The organism is Curtobacterium pusillum, assembly GCF_013359865.1.
Lineage (GTDB): Bacteria > Actinomycetota > Actinomycetes > Actinomycetales > Microbacteriaceae > Curtobacterium > Curtobacterium pusillum.
This window is the reverse complement of the sequence record NZ_JABMCE010000051.1, coordinates 40022-58135: the sequence shown is the minus strand read 5'-3', so window position 1 is coordinate 58135 and position 18114 is coordinate 40022. Positions and strand designations below refer to the sequence as shown.

The following is an 18114-nucleotide window of genomic DNA, read 5'->3' as shown; positions in this document are numbered from 1 at the left end:
CCAGTCTACGAACGCAAGCCGGTGCACCCTCGTCACCGCGCGCAGGATGGGGACGACTCGCTGAGGCGACCCGCCTGTGGAGGACGAACCGCGCCTCCCGGCCTCCCTTTCTCCGGACAACCGGAGCAGCGGCGGCCTAGCGTGTCCAAGGTGACGTTCACCGCCCCGATCCAGCTGCCCGGCCTGGCACTCGACCCGCAGTGGTACAAGCGCTCGGTGTTCTACGAGTGCATGATCCGTTCGTTCGTCGACTCGAACGGCGACGGCATCGGCGACCTCCAGGGCGTGATCGGCAAGCTCGACTACCTGCAGTGGCTCGGCGTCGACGCGCTCTGGCTCCCCCCGTTCTTCCAGTCGCCGATGCGCGACGGCGGGTACGACATCGCCGACTACAAGGCGATCCTCCCCGAGTTCGGCACGCTCGACGACTTCCGCGAGCTCGTGACGAAGTCGCACGAGCGGAACATGCGCATCGTGATCGACATGGTGATCAACCACACGTCGGACCAGCACGAGTGGTTCCAGCAGTCCCGCGAGGACCCGGACGGTCCGTACGGCGACTTCTACGTCTGGCGCGACACCGACGAGGACTACTCGAACATCCGCATCATCTTCGTCGACACCGAGGAGTCGAACTGGACCTTCGACCCGGTCCGCCGGCAGTTCTTCTTCCACCGGTTCTTCTCGCACCAGCCGGACCTCAACTTCGAGAACCCCGCGGTCGTCGAGGCCGTGTACGACGTCGTGCGGCACTGGCTCGACATGGGCGTGGACGGCCTCCGGCTCGATGCGATCCCGTACCTGTTCGAGTCCGAGGACGGCAACGGCGAGGGCGAACCCGAGACGCACGAGTTCATCAAGAAGCTCCGCGCGATGGTGGACGACGAGTACCCGGGGCGTGTCCTCCTCGCCGAGGCGAACCAGTGGCCGCGCGAGACCGCCGCCTTCTTCGGCACCGACGAGGAGCCGGAGTGCCACATGGCCTTCGATTTCCCGGTGATGCCGCGCATCTTCTACTCGCTCCGTGCCCAGCACGCCGCCGAGCTCAAGGCGATCCTGTCCGAGACCCTGGACGTCCCGTCGAGCGCCGCCTGGGGTGTGTTCCTCCGCAACCACGACGAGCTCACGCTCGAGATGGTGAGCGAGGAGTACCGCCAGGCGATGTACGGGTGGTACGGCTACGACCCCCGCATGCGGTCGAACATCGGCATCCGCCGTCGCCTCGCTCCCCTGCTCGACAACTCCCGCGCCGAGCTCGAGCTCATCCACGCGCTGCTGTTCTCGCTGCCCGGCTCCCCCTTCCTGTACTACGGCGACGAGATCGGGATGGGCGACAACATCTGGCTGCCCGACCGGGACTCCTCGCGTACGCCGATGCAGTGGACGCCGGACCGGAACGCCGGCTTCTCCACCGCGGACCCCGGGAAGCTGTACCTGCCCGTGGTGCAGTCCCTCGTCTACAACTACGCGCAGGTCAACGTCGAGGCGCAGCTCGCCCAGTCCCGCTCCCTGCTGCACTGGGTCCGCAACGTGATCCACGTGCGCAAGGCCCACCCCGTGTTCGGGCTCGGCACGCTCGACGTGCAGGACACGTCGAACGAATCGGTGCTCGCCTTCGTCCGCTCGTGGGAGGGCTCCGGTCAACAGTTCGGGCCCTCGGCGGAGGACGTCCTCTGCGTGTTCTCGTTCGCCACGAACCCGACCTCGGTGACGGTCTCCGCGCCGCAGTACGCCGGGCGGCCGCTCTACGACCTGTTCGGCGGCGGCTCGTTCCCGTCGTTCGACGAGGACGGCAACGTGACGCTCACGATGGGCACGCAGTCGTTCTACTGGCTGCATGTGGGCGCGCCGGTCGCGTAGGCGCGCGGCGCGCCGTCGGACTGGAGGCACGGCTCGGTCCGGTCAGGCGGGTCGCGCCCGGCGTGTCGGTGCGTCCCGTTAGCCTGACCGCGTGACGTTCCCCACAGCAGAACTCGAGACGCCCGCTCCGGTCCAGGACCTCACGGGCCGCCCGTGGTGGCACGCGCTCGGCGTCTTCGACCTCGAGACCACCGGCGTCGACGTCGAGACCGCACGGATCGTCACCGCGCACGTGGGCCTCATCGACATGACGGGGCGGTCCATCGTGGAGGGTGCCTGGCTCGCGGACCCCGGTGTCGAGATCCCCGAGGGCGCGGCCGCGGTCCACGGCATCACCACCGAGCGCGCCCGCGCCGAGGGCCGATCCGCCGGCGAGGTCGTCGCCGAGATCATCGCCGCGGTCGAGGCCGTGTTCGCCCGGGGCATCCCGCTCGTGATCTACAACGCCCCGTACGACCTCACCGTCCTCGATCGTGAGGCCAAGCGGCACGGCATCGCCTCCCCCGTCATCGGCAACGTCGTCGACCCGCTCGTGATCGACAAGGCGCTCGACACCTACCGCAAGGGCAAGCGCACGCTCGAAGCCGCGTCCGAGCTCTACGGCGTCACCCTCGACGACGCGCACGACGCCGGCGCCGATGCCATCGCTGCCGGCCGCGTCGCGCAGGCGATCGCGGCGAAGTACCCCGAGGAGCTCGGTGTCTCCGCGGAGGAGCTCCACCGCAAGCAGGTCGGCTGGTGCGCCGAGCAGGCGTCGTCGTTCCAGGACTACATGCGCAAGAAGCGCGATCCGGCATTCACCGCCGACGGCCGCTGGCCCCACCGCAACGCCGGCTGAATCCCCCTCCGCAAAACACCGGTGTCCGTCCTGCGCGCCCCGGAATGCGGGGGTGCGGCGGACGAACACCGGTGTCTTGCAGTCGTACGCGCGCCCCGGCACAGCGAAACGGGCGGCCCTCCCGGAGGAGAGCCGCCCGTTTCGTTTGCGCGGAAGAGCTGCTTACTTGCCGAAGCCCTTGAAGCGCTGGTTGAACTTCTCGACGCGACCGGCCGAGTCGAGGATGCGCTGCTTGCCCGTGTAGAACGGGTGCGACGCCGACGAGATCTCGACGTCGATGACCGGGTACGTGGCACCGTCGAGCTCGATGGTCTTGTCGCTGTTCGCGGTCGAACGCGTCAGGAACGTCTCACCAGAGGCCAGGTCACGGAAGACGATGGCGCGGTACTCGGGGTGGATGTCGGTCTTCATCAGGATTCCTCGGTCAATGTCGGTGTTGGGAGATGCGCGGCCGGGTCGAGACCCTGCCAGGTGCATGAAGTCTGCGGCGTACGCCAGCCGTCCACGTTACCAGAGAGACAGCCGACGCGCAGGCACTACGCCGCGCGCGCCGTGTACCGGCCGGCGTCCTTCGTGACGGTCAGGTCGATGCCGAACGCCGTGGTGAGCGTCGCCGCGGTCAGGACCTCGTCGATGGGGCCGGCGGCCTGCACGTGGCCGTCCGCGAGCACCAGGGCGTGGGTGAACCCGGCGGGGATCTCCTCGACGTGGTGGGTGACGATGACGATCGCGGGCGAGTCCTCGCTCTGGGCGTAGCCGCCGAGGGTCCGGACGAGGCTCTCCCGGGCGCCGAGGTCGAGCGACGCGGCCGGTTCGTCGAGGAACAGGACCTCCGGGTCGGTCATCACCGCGCGGGCGATCTGGACGCGCTTCTGCTCGCCGTCGCTCAGCTCGCCGAACGTGCGGTCGGTGAAGGCACCGAGGCCCCATTCGTCGAGCACGCGCTGCGCGCGGCGGACGTCGAGCTCCTCGTACTCCTCGTTCCAGCGCCCCGTCACGGAGTACGCCGCCGTGAGCACCACGTCGATGACCTTCTCGGTCACCGGGATCCGGCGGGCGAGCGCGGTCGACGCGAAGCCGATCCGGGGCCGGAGCTCGAACAGGTCGGCGCCGCCGAGTTCCGTGCCGAGCACCTCGACGTCGCCCGAGGTCGGGAAGGTCTGCGCACCGGCGATCTGGAGCAGCGTGGTCTTGCCGGCGCCGTTCGCGCCGAGCACCACCCAGCGTTCGTCGTCCTGCACCTCCCACGAGATCCCGTCGAGGATGGTGGCCCCGTTGCGGACCACGGAGACGTCTGACAAGCGCACGACCGAGGGCATGTGATCAGCCTACGGGTTCTGGCCGAGCACCTCGTCGTAGACCTGCCGTGTCCGCTCGGCGATCGCGCCCCAGGTGAACTCCGTCTCGACGCGGAGGCGTCCGGCGCGGCCCATGAGCTTCGCCAGACCCTCGTCCGCGATGACCTCGTTCAGGGTCGCGGCCAGGTCCTCGACGAAGCGGTCCGGGTCCGTCGGGGTCCCGGTGCCGTCCTGCGCCTGGTCGATCGGCACGATGCGCCCGGTCAGGCCGTCGGCGACGACCTCGGGGATGCCACCGGTGCCCGTCCCGACCACGGGGATGCCGCACGCCATGGCCTCGAGGTTGACGATCCCGAGCGGCTCGTACACGGACGGGCACACGAACACGGTGCCCGACGACAGCACGTTCACGATCTCCTGGTGGGCGAGCATCCGATCGATCCACACGACGCCCTGACGCGACGAGCGCAGCGACTCGACGAGCCCGGTCACCTCGGCCATGATCTCCGGCGTGTCCGGCGCGCCGGCGCACAGCACGATCTGCACGTCCTCCGGCAACGAGGCCACGGCGCGCAACAGGTACGGAAGACCCTTCTGCCGGGTGATGCGCCCGACGAACACCACCGACCGCCGAGACGGGTCGATCCCGAGCGCCCGCACGGCGTCCTCGTCGACGGTCGGCTTCCACTCCTCGATGTCGATGCCGTTGTAGACGACGTGCACCTTCGCCGGGTCGATCGACGGGTACGAGCGGAGGATGTCGGCGCGCATCGCCTTCGACACCGCGATCACACCGTCGGCGTGCTCGAACGCTTCGCGCTCCATCCAGCTCGACAGTCGGTACCCCCCGCCGAGCTGCTCGGCCTTCCAGGGCCGGAGCGGCTCGAGGCTGTGCGCCGTGACCACGTGCGGGATGCCGTAGGTCAGCTGCGCGATCCGGCCCGCCGTGTTCGCGTACCACGTGTGGGAGTGCACCAGGTCGGCACCCTCGACGTCGGCCGCGATCGCGACGTCGGTCCCGAGCGCCTGCAGCGCACCGTTCGCCTGCTCGAGGCCGTTCGGCGTCCGGTACGCCCAGACGTCGGCCTCGTCGCGGAAGGCCCCGAAGGCCCGGACGCGCACGTCCGTCTCCGTCCCGGACCGCAGGGCGGCCGTGAGTTCGGCCACGTGGACACCCGCACCGCCGTAGACCTCCGGCGGATACTCCCTGGTCAGTAGATCGACTCGCACGCGTTCAACGTAACCGGTTCCCAGTGCTGACGCCTACTGTGAGCGACATGGCACCAAAGAAGGTCTTCGGCATCGTGCTCGCCGGCGGCGAGGGCAAGCGGCTCATGCCGCTGACGGCCGACCGCGCGAAGCCCGCGGTCCCGTTCGGCGGGAACTTCCGTCTCATCGACTTCGCACTGTCGAACCTGGTGAACTCCGGGCTGCAGAAGATCGTCGTGCTGACCCAGTACAAGTCGCACAGTCTCGACCGTCACGTCGCGGAGACCTGGCGCATGGAGGGGCTGCTCGGCTCGTACGTCGCGTCGGTGCCCGCGCAGCAGCGACTCGGCAAGCGCTGGTTCGCCGGGTCGGCCGACGCGATCCTGCAGTCGCTCAACCTGCTCCGTGACGAACGCCCCGACATCGTGGTCGTGGTCGGCGCGGACCACGTCTACCGGATGGACTTCCACCAGATGGTCGAGGCCCACATCGCCTCCGGTCGGAGTGCGACGGTGGCCGCGATCCGGCAGCCCATCGGCCTCGCCGACCAGTTCGGCGTCATCCAGGTCGCCGATGACGACCCGACGAAGATCGACGCGTTCCTCGAGAAGCCGAAGGACGCCGTCGGCCTGGCCGACTCCCCCGGCGAGATCCTCGCGTCGATGGGCAACTACGTGTTCGACGCCGACGCCCTCGTCGACGCCGTGCTCCGGGACGGGCAGATCGAGACGTCGAACCACGACATGGGCGGCGACATCGTCCCCGACTTCGTGGCACGCGGCGACGCCGGTGTGTACGACCTCAAGCGCAACGAGGTCCCCGGGTCGAACGAGCGCGACCGGTACTACTGGCGCGACGTCGGCACGATCGACTCGTTCTACGACGCGCACATGGACCTCATCGCACCGGTGCCGGTCTTCAACCTGTACAACCAGGACTGGCCGATCTTCAACCAGCAGACGAACCTGCCCCCGGCGAAGTTCGTCCGGGACGCGAACGGCAACACCGGCTCGACGGTGGACTCGCTCGTGTCGCTCGGCTGCCTCGTGTCGGGCGCGCAGGTCGAGCGCAGCATGATCGGTCCCTGGTGCGGCATCGACTCGGGTGCGAAGGTGCTCGACTCGATCGTCTTCGAGCGGGCGTCGATCGGCGCCGGCTCGATCGTGAACCGCGCGATCCTCGACAAGGACGTGGTCATCGCTCCCGGCGCCCAGGTGGGCGTCGACCGCGAAGCCGACGAGGCCCGTGGCTTCACGGTCACCGAGTCCGGCATCACGGTGGTGGGCAAGGGCGTGCGGGTCGACGCGTAGCGACGCGACGCACTGGAGGCGCGGCTGACGTCACACGGACCAGCCGCGCCTCCGACAGTCGGTACCGTTGGTGCGTGCCCCGCTTCCTCGTCGTCCTCGATGCCGATTCCACGCTCCTCGAGGACGAGGTCATCGAACTCCTGGCCGACAGCGCCGGGACCCGGCCACAGGTCGCGGCGATCACGGAGCGCGCCATGCGCGGTGAGATCGACTTCGCGGCGAGCCTCCGGGAGCGTGTCGCGACCCTTGCGGGCCTCCAGGAAGACGTCTTCCGAGGCGCACGGGACGCGGTCCGCGTGACGCGGGGTGCCGACGAACTCGTCCGCGGCGTGCACGCCGCCGGCGGGACGGTCGGCGTCGTGTCCGGCGGCTTCCACGAGGTCCTCGACCCGTTCGCCGAGCGCCTGGGTCTCGACCACTGCCGGGCGAACCGGCTCGAGGTGACGGACGGCGTCCTGACCGGGCGGGTGCTCGGGGACGTGGTGGACGCGCACGCGAAGGCGGCGGCGCTCCGGGAGTGGGCCGACGCGGACGGCGTCCCGGCAGCCCGCACCGTCGCGGTCGGGGACGGTGCGAACGACCTCGAGATGATGCGCGTCGCTGCCCTGTCGGTGGCGTTCGACGCGAAGCCGCGGGTGCGGGAGCAGGCGGACGTCGCGGTCGTCGACCGCGACCTGTCGGCCGTGCTCGCGACGCTCGGCCTGCGCGGCTAGGGGTCCCGCCGGGTCAGTGCCCCATACCGAGGCCGCCGTCGACCGGGATGACCGCGCCGGAGATGTACCCGGCACCGTCACCGGCGAGGAACAGGGTGGCGTCGGCCACGTCGTCGACTGTGCCGTAGCGCGCGGCCGGGATCTGCTTCTTGAACTCGGCCTGGAGTTCCTCGGGCAGTGCCGCCGTCATGTCCGTCTGGATGAAGCCAGGCGCGACGACGTTCGCCGTGATGCCGCGGGACCCGAGCTCGCGGGTGATCGAGCGGGCCATGCCGACGAGCGCGGCCTTCGACGACGCGTAGTTGACCTGGCCGACCTGCCCGTAGGCGCCGACGACGCTCGACATGAGCACGATGCGGCCGAACTTCGCCTTCATCATGCCCTTCGTGGCGCGCTTGACGACGCGGAAGGTCCCGGTGAGGTTCGTGTCGATGACACTCGTGAAGTCGTCCTCGGACATGCGCAGCAGGAGCTGGTCGTTCGTGATGCCGGCGTTCGCGACGAGCACCTCGATCGGCCCGAGCTCGGCCTCGACCTGCGAGAACGCGGCGTCCACGGACGCGGTGTCGGTGATGTCGGCCGGCACCGTGAGGGCACCCTCGGGCCCGCCCTGCCCGCTCCGGGACGTGACGGCGACCCGGTGGCCGGCGGCGACGAAGCGCTCCGCGAGCGCGTGGCCGATGCCGCGGTTGCCGCCGGTGACGAGGACGGTACGGGGGGTGCTCATGGTCGCTCCGTTCGCAGGTGGGGTCATTGCCGGCGGCCCGCGCGCTTCCACGGCTGACACGCCCGGACGAGCGTACCGGAGCCGATACGCGCATCGTGTCCGCGCGCGGCGCAACCGTGACGGCGCACACGGGCTTAGGCTTGACCCCGGGCAGAGGAAAGAACATCGGATGAAGACGACGCACAGCATCACCACGCTCCCGGACTCACCGGAGCAGGACCGTGCGCACCGCCTGTCCCGGTACGTGTGGCAGATGGCCGTCCGCGTGGTGTTCTTCGTCGGCGCCGTGCTGGTGTGGTCCTTCTGGCACACCTGGCTCGCCGTCATCCCGATCGTGCTCGCCGGAGTGATCCCCTGGGTCGCGGTGGTGATCGCGAACGCCGGCAGCCGCGCCGAGAACGACATCGTCACGCCCGCCGGCGCCATCGAGCTGTACGACGCCGTCGATCCACGCCTCCGCGAACAGCAGGAGGACGCCCGCGCCGAGGCCTACCGCGCCGAGCAGGACCGGCTGCGCGAGCAGGCCCACCACGCACAACAGGAGTGGCAGCGGAACGGCGACCGCTCCCGGGTCTGGGGACGTCGCTGATGGGCGCCACGTTCGACCTCTTCACCGAACCCGGCTCGACGCCGGTGTGCTCGCGCGCCGGCTGCGTGTCGACCGCCTCGTGGCGTGTCAACTGGCGCAACCCGCGCATCCACGCGATCGACCGCGTGAAGATCTGGGCAGCGTGCGAGGAGCACCGCGACTTCCTCGCCGACTACCTGCGATCGCGCTCGTTCCCCGTGCGCGTCACGGGCATGCACGAGGACGTGGACCGACTCGACGACGAGCGCGACCCGGCCGACGCCCCGAAGAACGACGTCGGTGCGCGTGCGGCCGGTGACCGTCGGTGAGCGACCGCTTCGACCCGAGCTCCCGGTACGGCCGACGGCACGCGCAGAAGCTCGCACGCGCCGCCGCCGGCGCCACCGCCGCCGGCGAGGGGTCGACCGACGCCCGTCCCTCGCGTGACCCCGACGAGCCCTTCGTCGGCTGGCGCTTCGTCGGCAGCCGACGCTGGCTCGGGTACTTCGCGATCGCCGTGGCCTTCGCGATCGTCTGCGCCCTGTTCGGCATGTGGCAGTGGGACCGCCGGAACGAGGCCGTCCGCCAGAACGAGCAGGTCGCCCAGAACTACGACCACACCCCGGTGCCGCTCGACCAGGCGCTGCCGACGGCCTCGAGCTGGGATGACTCGCAGACCTGGCTCCGCGTGCGCGTCACCGGCCGGTACGACACCGACGACCAGCTGCTCGTCCGGAACCGCGTGCACAACGGGCAGCCCGGATTCGAGGTCCTCACCCCGCTCGTCACCGCCGACGGCCGGGCGTTCGTCGTCGACCGCGGCTGGGTCCCCACCGGCAACGCGCAGGACGCGCCCGACCACGTTCCCGCTCCCCCGTCGGGCGAGGTCACCGCGATCGTCCGGCTGCAGGAGAGCGAACCGCGCATCCCCGGCCGCACCGACCCCGCGCACACCGACCAGGTCCAGTCGGTCACGCTGTCCGACGTGGCGAACAAGGTCGACACGCCGATCTACACCGGGGCGTACGGGCAGCTCGCCTCCGAGTCGCCGAGCCCGACCGAGGCGCGACCGCTCGGCTGGGAGCGCCCCACCGCCGACACCGGTCTGCACCTCAGCTACTTCATCCAGTGGTTCATGTTCGCGGCCGGCGGGTTCGGGTTCCTGGCGTACCTGATGGTGCAGGAGTACCGGAACCTCAACCAGGACGACCCCGAGGAACGTGAGCGCGCGCTCGAGCGGCAGCGCCGCAAGGACGCCAAGCCCAAGACCGACGCCGAGATCGAGGACGAGCTGCTCGAGTCCACGCGGGCTCGCTGAGCGGGCGCCGCCGGACGGCGCCGCCGGGCGGTGCCGCCGGGCGGTGCCGCCGAGCGGTCGCGACATGCCGCGTACGCGCCGCCGACTGGTCACGAACCGTCGCACGTCGCCGCGCCGCGCGACGGAACGCGACCGCTCGGCGACCGTGGGCGGGACGCCGTGGCCACCCACGGGGCGGACTGGAGGCACGGTGCGCCGCCGCCACGCGCCTCCAGGCCGTCGACGGGTCAGCCCCGCGCGCGCCGACTACGCGAGCTCGATGAGCTCCGCGTAGTCCTTGTTCCAGTGGTCCTCGGTGCCGTCCGGCAGCAGCAGGACCCGCTCCGGGTTGAGCGCCTCCACCGCACCGGCGTCGTGCGAGACGAGCACGACCGCACCCTCGTACCCGGCCAGCGCGCCGAGGATCTCCTCACGCGACGCCGGGTCGAGGTTGTTCGTCGGCTCGTCGAGCAGCAGCACGTTCGCGCCGGACACGACGATCATCGCGAGCGACAGCCGGGTCTTCTCGCCGCCGGAGAGCACGCCGGCCTTCTTGTACCCGTCGTCGCCCGTGAACAGGAACGAACCGAGCACCCGCCGTGCCTCGGTCTCGTTGAGGTCGTTCGACGCCGACACCATGTTCTCGATGACCGTGCGGTTGACGTCGATGTTCTCGTGTTCCTGGGCGTAGTACCCGATCCGCAGACCGTGCCCGGGCAGGATCTCCCCCGTGTCCGGCTGGTCGGCGCCCGCGAGGATCCGCAGCAGCGTCGTCTTGCCGGCACCGTTGAACCCGAGGATGACCACCCGCGAGCCCCGGTCGATCGCCAGGTCGACGCCGGCGAAGATCTCGAGCGACCCGTAGGACTTCGACAGCCCCTCGGCCATGAGCGGCGTACGACCGCACGGCGTCGGCGTCGGGAACCGCAGCTTGGCGACGCGGTCCACGGCGCGCTCGTCCTCGAGCCCGGCGAGCAGCTTCTCGGCGCGGGCGACCATCTGGTGCGCCGCAGCGGCCTTCGTCGCCTTCGCGCCGAAGCGGGCGGCCTGGTCCTTGAGCGTCGCGGCCTTCTTCTCGGCGTTCGCGCGTTCCTTGCGGCGGCGCTCCTCGTCGGCGGCACGCTGCCGCTGGTACAGCTTCCAGCCCATGTTGTACACGTCGATGCACTGGCGGTTCGCGTCGAGGTAGAAGACGCGGTTGACGACCTCGTCCACGAGCTCGACGTCGTGGGAGATGACGATCACGCCGCCCGGGTACGTCTTGAGGTGCTCACGCAGCCAGACGATCGAGTCCGCGTCGAGGTGGTTCGTCGGCTCGTCGAGGATCATCGTCTCGGCGTCCGAGAACAGGATGCGGGCGAGCTCGATGCGCCGTCGCTGACCACCGGAGAGCGTCTTGAGCTGCTGGTCGAGGATGCGGTCCGGCAGCTTGAGGTTCGACGCGATGGACGCCGCCTCGGCCTCGGCCGCGTACCCGCCGAGCGCGTTGAACTGGTCGTCGAGCCGGCTGTACCGACGCATCGCCTTCTCGGCCACGGCCGCGTCCTCGCTGGCCATGTCGAGCGTGGCCTGGCGGATGCCCTCCACGAGCTCGCCGAGCCCCCGCGCGTCGAGGATGCGCTTGCGTGCGGTGTCCTCCGGGTTGCCGGAGCGCGGGTCCTGCGGCAGGTACCCGATCTCACCCGAACGGTCGATCTTCCCGCCCGTGGGCTGGGTCTCCCCCGCGAGGGCCTTGGTCATCGTGGTCTTCCCGGCGCCGTTCCGGCCGACGAGACCGATCTTGTCGCCCTTCTCGACGCGGAAGGACACGTTCTCCATCAGGAGGCGAGCCCCGACGCGGATCTCGAGGTCGTGCACGGCAAGCACAGAGGACGTCCAATCAGTTGGTGGATGTGCACAACGGTGTGTGCGGGAGGTGCACCGCTACGCTGACGGGACCGATGGTCCCGAACGGGACCAGCAGTCCATTCTAGGAGAATCCATGACGAACGCCACCGGGTTCGCTCGCCGCGCAGTCCTCGCCGACCGTCTGCGCACCCACGGCCTGGCCACCGATGCCGCCCTGATCGCCGGCGGTGCGCTGTTCACCGCCGCCATGGCGCAGGTCGAGGTGCCGATGTGGCCCGTCCCGATCACGGGCCAGACCCTGGCCGTCGTGCTCGTCGGCGCGACCCTCGGTGCCCGTCGCGGCATGCTGTCGCTGCTCGTCTACGCCGTCGCAGGACTCGCGGGGGCGCCGTTCTTCGCCGACATGACGGGTGGCCTGCACGCCCTCGCCGTGCCGAGCTTCGGCTACGTGATCGGCTTCATCCCGGCAGCGGGGGTCGTCGGCTGGCTCGCTCGCCGTGACTGGGACCGCCGCGTCGGTCGGGCCGCCGTGGCGTTCACGCTCGCGAGTGCGATCCCGTTCCTGACCGGTCTGCCCTACCTCGCGGCGGCGCTCGGGGCGTTGGGTGCACCGAACGACCTGCAGTCCGTCCTCGCAGCGGGCCTGTACCCGTTCATCGTGGGCGGCATCGCGAAGGCGCTCATCGCCGCCGGCATCCTGCCGCTGGCGTGGAAGCTCGTCGGCCGCCGCTGACGTACCGACCGCAGCAGGGCCCGCACCACTCGGTGCGGGGCCCTGCTGCACGTCCGGGTGCGACGGACGGGAGGCGCGGTGCCGGCCGGCACCGCGCCTCCCGTCCGTGCGGGGGTGGCGTCTAGATCGAGAAGCCGAGCGCGCGCATCATCTCGCGTCCGTCGTCGGTGATCCGCTCCGGCCCCCACGGCGGCATCCAGACCCAGTTGATCCGGAACGCATCGACGATGCCGTCCAGCGCGTTCGCCGTGTCGCCCTCGATGACGTCGGTCAGCGGGCAGCCCGCGCTCGTCAGCGTCATGCTGATCACGAGTGCGTTCGCCTCGTCGTCCCAGGCGAGGTCGTAGATGAGCCCGAGGTCGACGATGTTGACGCCGAGCTCCGGGTCCTGGACCTCTTTCAGGCCCTCGACGACCTCGTCGAACTTCTCCGGGGAGAGTGCGGTGATCATCAGTTCCCCGCTGCTGCGGCCTGCACGTAGCGGTCGTAGCCCTCGTTCTCGAGGCGCTCGGCCAGCTCCGGCCCGCCCTGCTCGGCGACCTTGCCCGCGACGAACACGTGCACGAAGTCCGGCTTGATGTAGCGGAGGATGCGCGTGTAGTGGGTGATGAGCAGCACGCCGAGCCCGGTGGCGGCCTTGGCGCGGTTGACGCCCTCGGAGACGATCTTCAGCGCGTCGACGTCGAGGCCGGAGTCGGTCTCGTCGAGCACGGCGAACTTCGGCTTGAGGAGCTCGAGCTGCATGATCTCGTGCCGCTTCTTCTCGCCGCCCGAGAAGCCCTCGTTGACGTTGCGCTCGGCGAAGGCCGAGTCCATCTTGAGGTCCGCCATCGACTGGCGGAGGTCCTTGACCCAGCTGCGGAGCGCGGGCGCCTCGCCGTCGATCGCGGTCTTCGCGGTGCGGAGGAAGTTCGACACCGTGACGCCGGGGATCTCGACCGGGTACTGCATGGCGAGGAACATGCCGGCGCGGGCACGCTCGTCGACGCTCATCGCGAGGACGTCCTCGCCGTCGAGGGTGATCGAACCACCGACGACGTTGTACCGCGGGTGACCGGCGATCGTGTAGGCGAGGGTGGACTTGCCGGAGCCGTTCGGCCCCATGATCGCGTGGATCTCGCCCTCGTTGATGGTGAGGTCGACACCCTTGAGGATCTCCTTGGTGCCCTGATCGGTGTCGATCGAGACCTGGAGATCGCGGATTTCGAGAGTGGACATTGCGTTCCTTCGGTTGCAGCTGGGGTGCGGCGTCAGCCGCGGGAAGTGAGTGGGGACCCGGTGCGGGCCGGACGGACCGGTCTCAGTCGACCGGCACGGGGTCGTGCACGTCGACGTAGACGTCACCGTCGCGGACCTCGACCCGGAAGACCGGGACGGGCTCGTACGCCGGGAAGTTCTGCGGCTTGCCGGTGGCGAGCGAGAACCGGGAACCGTGGGCCCAGCACTCGAGCGTGTCGCCCTCGACGAACCCCTCGGCCAAGGAGATGTCCCCGTGGGTGCAGGTGTCGCCGATGGCGTGCACGGTGCCCGAGGAGTCCTTCACGATGGCGACCGCGATGCCGTCGACCACGGCGCGCATCGGGCTGTCCACCGCGATGTCCGCCTCGGCGCAGACCTTCGTCGACATCAGGCGGAGGCCTCCGCGTCGGCCGTGGGTGCGGTCTCGGCCGGGGCCGCGATCACGGACCGCCCCTCGGCGAGCTCCTGCTCGACGGCCGCGATGAGGCGCTCCTCGAGCTCGGGCGCGCCGATCTTCTGGATGACCTCGACGAGGAAGCCGAGCACGACGAGTCGGCGCGCCTCTTCCTCGGGGATGCCGCGGGACTGCAGGTAGAACAGCTGCTCGTCGTCGAAGCGACCGGTCGCACTCGCGTGTCCGGCCCCCTCGATGTTGCCCGTCTCGATCTCGAGGTTCGGGATGCTGTCCGCACGCGTGCCGTCGGTGAGGACGAGGTTGCGGTTCTGCTCGTACGAGTCGGTGCCGTCGCCGGTCCGGCCGATGAGCACGTCACCGATCCAGACGGTGTGCGCGCCCTGGCCCTGCAGCGCGCCCTTGTAGTTGACCCGGCCGCGCGTGTTCGGCGCGTCGTGGTTCACGTAGACCTGCTGCTCGATGTACTGGCCGGCGTCGGCGAAGTACACGCCGTACATCTCGGTGTCGGCGCCCTGGGCCCCGAGGTGGGTCGACGGGTTCACGCGGACGACGTCGCCGCCGAGCGAGACCACCACGTGCTTGAGGAAGGCGTCGCGGCCGACCTCGGCGAAGTGCGTCGACACGTGCACGGCGTCGTCGTCCCAGTCCTGCAGGCTGACCACCGTCAGTCGGGCGCCGTCGCGGACGACGATCTCGACGTTCTCGCTGAGGAGCGCCTTGCCGCGGTTGTCGAGCACGACGATGCCCTGCGCGTGCGCCTCGGCCGTGATGACGGTGTGCGCGGCGCGGGGTTGCGCGCCGAAGTCGGAACGGGTCAGCGTGATGAACTCGTGCGCCTCGGTGGCCTTGATCGTGACCGCGAGCACGGCGTCACGAGCGGTCCAGGCTGCGGCGGCTGCACGGTCTTCGGGCAGACCGGCCGTGCCGACGCGGGGGTCGTCGCTGCGACCCCACTCCACGTCGGCTCCGTCGGACTGCCGGGCGAGGAACGGGTAGGCGGTGCCGTCGAGTCCGCCGTCGAGGAGCGGCTGGAGCTTCGCCAGCGGCGCGAACTTCCAGTTGACCTCACGACCGGTGACCGTCGGGAAGGCGTCGATGTCGCCGGACTGCGGGCGCTCCGACCGGGTCTGGACGGGGACCTTCTTGTCCGGAGCGTCCCAACCGCCGTCCGAGTGCGCCTTCGCGCCGTGTTGTGCGGTGCCCGTCGCGGCCGTCGCAGGCTCGATCGGCTGGTCGATGTGGGGAGGGGTGGTGCTGGACATCTAGCCGACGGATCCTTCCATGCTCATCTCGATGAGCTTGTTGAGTTCGAGTGCGTACTCCATCGGGAGCTCGCGGGCGATCGGCTCGATGAAGCCGCGGACGATCATCGCCATCGCCTCGTCCTCGGGCATGCCGCGCGACATGAGGTAGAACAGCTGCTCCTCGCTCACGCGGGAGACGGTGGCCTCGTGCCCGAGCTGGACGTCGTCGACGCGGATGTCGATCGCCGGGTAGGTGTCCGACCGGCTGACCGTGTCCACGAGCAACGCGTCGCACCGGACCGTGTTGGCGGCGTGGTGGGCGTTCGGGTCGACACGGACCTCGCCGCGGTACCCCGCACGGCCCCCGCCACGGGCGATCGACTTGGAGACGATCGACGACGTCGTGTACGGCGCCATGTGGATCATCTTCGCGCCGGCGTCCTGGTGCTGACCCGGGCCCGCGAACGCGACCGAGAGGGTCTCGCCCTTGGCGTGCTCGCCGGCGAGGTAGATCGACGGGTACTTCATCGTCACCTTCGAGCCGATGTTGCCGTCGATCCACTCCATCGTCGCGCCCTCGTGCGCGATCGCGCGCTTGGTGACGAGGTTGTAGACGTTGTTCGACCAGTTCTGGATCGTCGTGTACCGGACGCGCGCGTTCTTCTTCACGATGATCTCGACGACGGCCGAGTGCAGCGAGTCCGACTTGTAGATCGGCGCCGTGCAGCCCTCGATGTAGTGGACGTAGGAGTCCTCGTCCGCGATGATCAGCGTCCGCTCGAACTGGCCCATGTTCTCGGTGTTGATGCGGAAGTAGGCCTGCAGCGGGATCTCGACGTGGACGCCCTTCGGGACGTAGACGAACGAGCCGCCGGACCACACGGCCGTGTTCAGCGCGGCGAACTTGTTGTCGCCGGCCGGGATGACCGTGCCGAAGTACTCCTCGAAGATCTCCGGGTGCTCGCGGAGCGCCGTGTCGGTGTCCATGAAGATGACGCCCTGCGCCTCGAGGTCCTCACGGATCTGGTGGTAGACGACCTCGGACTCGTACTGCGCTGCGACTCCGGCGACCAGGCGCTGACGCTCGGCCTCGGGGATGCCGAGCTTCTCGTACGTCTCGCGGATGTCCTCGGGGAGGTCCTCCCACGACTGCGCCTGCTTCTCGGTGGAGCGCACGAAGTACTTGATGTTGTCGAAGTCGATGCCCGTCAGGTCGGCACCCCACGTCGGCATCGGCTTGCGGCCGAAGAGCTGCAGCCCCTTCAGGCGGTTCTTGAGCATCCACTCGGGCTCGCCCTTGAGGTTCGAGATGTCGGTGACGACCTCCTCCGAGATGCCGCGGCGCGCGGAGGCGCCGGCCTTGTCGGAGTCGGACCAGCCGAACTCGTATTGGCCGAGCCCTTCGAGCTCGGGACGGTCGATGAGCACGTCGGACATGGTCTCCTCGTTTCCTTCTCGCGGCAGCGTCTGTGGGTGTCAACCCGTGGCGTCTGGACGCCATTCCACCGCAGACCCCCGACACGCTCTTCACGTGCACGGCGGACACGGTGTTGCTCCCTCGCAACGTCGATGGTTCCACGCAGTCCTGGGTGTGATCGGCGATCTCGGCCCATTCGGAGCCGGCGCCTGCCTAGACTTGACTGCTGCTGAACCCTCGAATCCTACAGGTTCGCTGCACGGAACAACAGGAAGGCACCACCCTCGTGACTCGCGTCGGATCCCCCGTCGGCCAGGACGTCCGGACCTCGCGGTGGTGGTCACTCCCCCGCGTCGTGGACCAGCGCGTCGTCGTCCTCGCCTGGGCGTCGTTCATCGTCGAGGTCATCCTGATCGGCACGGGCGGCCTCGTGCGGCTCACGGCCTCGGGCCTCGGCTGCCCCACGTGGCCCAAGTGCACGGCGGACTCCCTCGTCTCGACGCCCGAGATGGGCGTCCACGGGGTGATCGAGTTCGGCAACCGTCTGCTGACCTTCGTGCTCGTGATCGTCGCGATCGCGATGTTCCTGCTCGTCGTCCGGATGCGCCGTACCCGCCCCGAGCTCTTCTGGCTCGCGTTCGCCCAGGGCGCAGCGATCCCGGTGCAGGCGGTCATCGGCGGCATGAGCGTCTGGACGAACCTCAACCCGTTCGTCGTCGGGCTCCACTTCGTCGTCTCCGGCGCGCTCACCGCGGTCACCGCAGCGCTGGTCTACCGCGCGATGCGGGGACCGCGCACCGCGGAGCGCCTCGTGCCGCGCTGGTACACGGGCGTCGTCCGGGGCACGATCGCGGCCGTCGTGGTGACCGTGCTCGTCGGCATCCTCACCACCGGCAGCGGCCCGCACGCCGGTGCCGACGCGGCCGTCGACGGCGGCCGGCTCCACCGCACCGGGTTCGACCCCGCGATCATGGAGCACGTCCACGCCGTGCCCGCCTACGTCCTCTTCGCCCTGACCCTCGTGCTCGTCGTGGGCGCCGTCCGCCTCCGCCTGTCGAGCAAGTGGGCGCTGCTCCTCCTCGTCGTCGAGTTCGTGCAGATCGCCGTCGGACTCACCCAGGCGCGCACGGGTCTGCCGGTCGGCCTCGTCGGGACGCACATGGTCCTGGCCGGGCTGCTCGTCGGCGCTACCACCGTGGTGACGCTCTCCACGCGCGGCACCGCCGGCCGCCAGGCGGTGCGGGAGCCCCTCGGCGCCTGACGCGCGCGACTTCCGACGTCCCACCTGTCGATCGACGGGTGGGACGTCGTTCGTTGCGCGCGCATCGGTTGCATGCGCATCGTCCGACACGACGCACGACGCACGTCGATCGTCGCGTGCGATGTCGCTCGATGTGT

The 18114-nt window shown here is 69.8% G+C and carries 19 protein-coding genes; 9 read left to right on the top strand and 10 right to left on the bottom strand.

Going from position 1 to position 18114, the window contains the following annotated elements:
* Window positions 1-150: 150 nt before the first annotated feature.
* Both treS and HP507_RS03140 read left to right on the top strand, forming a co-directional pair.
* Window positions 151-1860, top strand: coding sequence for a maltose alpha-D-glucosyltransferase (gene treS / locus HP507_RS03145; RefSeq protein WP_175350397.1), 1710 nt, complete (start codon window positions 151-153; stop codon window positions 1858-1860).
* A gap of 91 nt (window positions 1861-1951) precedes the next feature.
* On the top strand, window positions 1952-2698 hold the full coding sequence (locus HP507_RS03140; RefSeq protein WP_175350396.1) for a 3'-5' exonuclease: 747 nt from the start codon (window positions 1952-1954) through the stop codon (window positions 2696-2698).
* A gap of 162 nt (window positions 2699-2860) precedes the next feature.
* Here HP507_RS03140 and HP507_RS03135 read toward each other — a convergent pair whose 3' ends face one another.
* The 3 genes from HP507_RS03135 to glgA form a co-directional block, all read right to left on the bottom strand.
* The gene (locus HP507_RS03135) at window positions 2861-3109 is read right to left on the bottom strand and encodes a type B 50S ribosomal protein L31 (protein WP_022905887.1); all 249 of its coding nucleotides are present in this window, start codon (window positions 3107-3109) and stop codon (window positions 2861-2863) included.
* 125 nt (window positions 3110-3234) lie between these two features.
* Entirely contained in the window at window positions 3235-4017 is a 783-nt protein-coding gene (locus tag HP507_RS03130; RefSeq protein ID WP_175350395.1) for an ABC transporter ATP-binding protein, read from the bottom strand.
* A gap of 9 nt (window positions 4018-4026) precedes the next feature.
* The gene (gene glgA, locus HP507_RS03125) at window positions 4027-5226 is read right to left on the bottom strand and encodes a glycogen synthase (RefSeq protein WP_175350394.1); all 1200 of its coding nucleotides are present in this window, start codon (window positions 5224-5226) and stop codon (window positions 4027-4029) included.
* 47 nt (window positions 5227-5273) lie between these two features.
* Between glgA and HP507_RS03120 the strand changes: the two genes are divergently transcribed.
* Together HP507_RS03120 and serB are read left to right on the top strand one after the other, a co-directional pair.
* Window positions 5274-6515, top strand: a complete 1242-nt coding sequence (locus HP507_RS03120; RefSeq protein ID WP_175350393.1) for a glucose-1-phosphate adenylyltransferase — start codon at window positions 5274-5276, stop codon at window positions 6513-6515.
* A 74-nt stretch (window positions 6516-6589) separates the two neighbouring features.
* A complete protein-coding gene (serB, locus tag HP507_RS03115; RefSeq protein ID WP_175350392.1) occupies window positions 6590-7228 on the top strand; it encodes a phosphoserine phosphatase SerB in 639 nt (212 codons plus the stop codon).
* A gap of 13 nt (window positions 7229-7241) precedes the next feature.
* Here serB and fabG read toward each other — a convergent pair whose 3' ends face one another.
* The gene (gene fabG / locus HP507_RS03110) at window positions 7242-7955 is read right to left on the bottom strand and encodes a 3-oxoacyl-ACP reductase FabG (protein ID WP_175350391.1); all 714 of its coding nucleotides are present in this window, start codon (window positions 7953-7955) and stop codon (window positions 7242-7244) included.
* Between the two features lie 169 nt (window positions 7956-8124).
* Here fabG and HP507_RS03105 point away from each other — a divergent pair, with 169 nt between their 5' ends.
* Genes HP507_RS03105 through HP507_RS03095 form a run of 3 tightly spaced genes read left to right on the top strand, consistent with a single transcriptional unit; the run spans window position 8125 to window position 9841 of the window.
* Window positions 8125-8544: a DUF3099 domain-containing protein gene (locus tag HP507_RS03105; RefSeq protein WP_175350390.1), complete on the top strand. Its 420-nt coding sequence runs from the start codon at window positions 8125-8127 to the stop codon at window positions 8542-8544.
* Window positions 8544-8852 carry a hypothetical protein gene (locus HP507_RS03100; protein WP_376984281.1) on the top strand — a complete coding sequence of 103 codons (309 nt, stop codon included), beginning with the start codon at window positions 8544-8546 and terminating at the stop codon, window positions 8850-8852. Before HP507_RS03105 ends, HP507_RS03100 begins: the two co-directional genes overlap by 1 nt.
* Entirely contained in the window at window positions 8849-9841 is a 993-nt protein-coding gene (locus HP507_RS03095; RefSeq protein WP_175350389.1) for an SURF1 family cytochrome oxidase biogenesis protein, read from the top strand. The genes HP507_RS03100 and HP507_RS03095 overlap by 4 nt, the downstream gene beginning before the upstream one ends.
* 246 nt (window positions 9842-10087) lie before the next feature.
* Here HP507_RS03095 and HP507_RS03090 read toward each other — a convergent pair whose 3' ends face one another.
* A complete protein-coding gene (locus HP507_RS03090) occupies window positions 10088-11686 on the bottom strand; it encodes an ABC-F family ATP-binding cassette domain-containing protein (protein ID WP_175350388.1) in 1599 nt (532 codons plus the stop codon).
* 115 nt (window positions 11687-11801) lie between these two features.
* Between HP507_RS03090 and HP507_RS03085 the strand changes: the two genes are divergently transcribed.
* Window positions 11802-12401, top strand: a complete 600-nt coding sequence (locus HP507_RS03085; protein ID WP_175350387.1) for a biotin transporter BioY — start codon at window positions 11802-11804, stop codon at window positions 12399-12401.
* Window positions 12402-12522: 121 nt separating this feature from the next.
* On the opposite strand, the gene HP507_RS03080 is transcribed toward HP507_RS03085, so the two are convergent.
* The 5 genes from HP507_RS03080 to sufB all read right to left on the bottom strand — a co-directional run bounded on the left by HP507_RS03080 (window position 12523) and on the right by sufB (window position 16736).
* Window positions 12523-12852, bottom strand: coding sequence for a metal-sulfur cluster assembly factor (locus tag HP507_RS03080; protein ID WP_175350386.1), 330 nt, complete (start codon window positions 12850-12852; stop codon window positions 12523-12525).
* Window positions 12852-13619 (bottom strand): Fe-S cluster assembly ATPase SufC, encoded by a 768-nt coding sequence (gene sufC, locus HP507_RS03075; RefSeq protein WP_175350385.1) that lies wholly within the window; start codon window positions 13617-13619, stop codon window positions 12852-12854. The genes HP507_RS03080 and sufC overlap by 1 nt, the downstream gene beginning before the upstream one ends.
* A gap of 82 nt (window positions 13620-13701) precedes the next feature.
* Window positions 13702-14028 carry a non-heme iron oxygenase ferredoxin subunit gene (locus tag HP507_RS03070; RefSeq protein WP_254700902.1) on the bottom strand — a complete coding sequence of 109 codons (327 nt, stop codon included), beginning with the start codon at window positions 14026-14028 and terminating at the stop codon, window positions 13702-13704.
* Window positions 14028-15317: a Fe-S cluster assembly protein SufD gene (gene sufD / locus HP507_RS03065; protein WP_217508436.1), complete on the bottom strand. Its 1290-nt coding sequence runs from the start codon at window positions 15315-15317 to the stop codon at window positions 14028-14030. The genes HP507_RS03070 and sufD overlap by 1 nt, the downstream gene beginning before the upstream one ends.
* Window positions 15318-16736 carry a Fe-S cluster assembly protein SufB gene (gene sufB / locus HP507_RS03060; protein WP_175350384.1) on the bottom strand — a complete coding sequence of 473 codons (1419 nt, stop codon included), beginning with the start codon at window positions 16734-16736 and terminating at the stop codon, window positions 15318-15320.
* A 266-nt stretch (window positions 16737-17002) separates the two neighbouring features.
* Between sufB and HP507_RS03055 the strand changes: the two genes are divergently transcribed.
* Window positions 17003-17977 (top strand): COX15/CtaA family protein, encoded by a 975-nt coding sequence (locus tag HP507_RS03055; protein ID WP_175350383.1) that lies wholly within the window; start codon window positions 17003-17005, stop codon window positions 17975-17977.
* The last annotated feature ends 137 nt before the right edge of the window (window positions 17978-18114 follow it).

Coding starts and splice junctions, on each gene's coding strand:
- HP507_RS03135 (WP_022905887.1), bottom strand. CDS start 3,109: ATGAAGACCGACATCCACCCCGAGTACCGCGCCATCGTCTTCCGTGAC.
- HP507_RS03130 (WP_175350395.1), bottom strand. CDS start 4,017: ATGCCCTCGGTCGTGCGCTTGTCAGACGTCTCCGTGGTCCGCAACGGG.
- HP507_RS03120 (WP_175350393.1), top strand. CDS start 5,274: ATGGCACCAAAGAAGGTCTTCGGCATCGTGCTCGCCGGCGGCGAGGGC.
- fabG (WP_175350391.1), bottom strand. CDS start 7,955: ATGAGCACCCCCCGTACCGTCCTCGTCACCGGCGGCAACCGCGGCATC.
- HP507_RS03105 (WP_175350390.1), top strand. CDS start 8,125: ATGAAGACGACGCACAGCATCACCACGCTCCCGGACTCACCGGAGCAG.
- HP507_RS03100 (WP_376984281.1), top strand. CDS start 8,544: ATGGGCGCCACGTTCGACCTCTTCACCGAACCCGGCTCGACGCCGGTG.
- HP507_RS03085 (WP_175350387.1), top strand. CDS start 11,802: ATGACGAACGCCACCGGGTTCGCTCGCCGCGCAGTCCTCGCCGACCGT.
- HP507_RS03080 (WP_175350386.1), bottom strand. CDS start 12,852: ATGATCACCGCACTCTCCCCGGAGAAGTTCGACGAGGTCGTCGAGGGC.
- sufC (WP_175350385.1), bottom strand. CDS start 13,619: ATGTCCACTCTCGAAATCCGCGATCTCCAGGTCTCGATCGACACCGAT.
- HP507_RS03070 (WP_254700902.1), bottom strand. CDS start 14,028: ATGTCGACGAAGGTCTGCGCCGAGGCGGACATCGCGGTGGACAGCCCG.
- sufD (WP_217508436.1), bottom strand. CDS start 15,317: ATGTCCAGCACCACCCCTCCCCACATCGACCAGCCGATCGAGCCTGCG.
- sufB (WP_175350384.1), bottom strand. CDS start 16,736: ATGTCCGACGTGCTCATCGACCGTCCCGAGCTCGAAGGGCTCGGCCAA.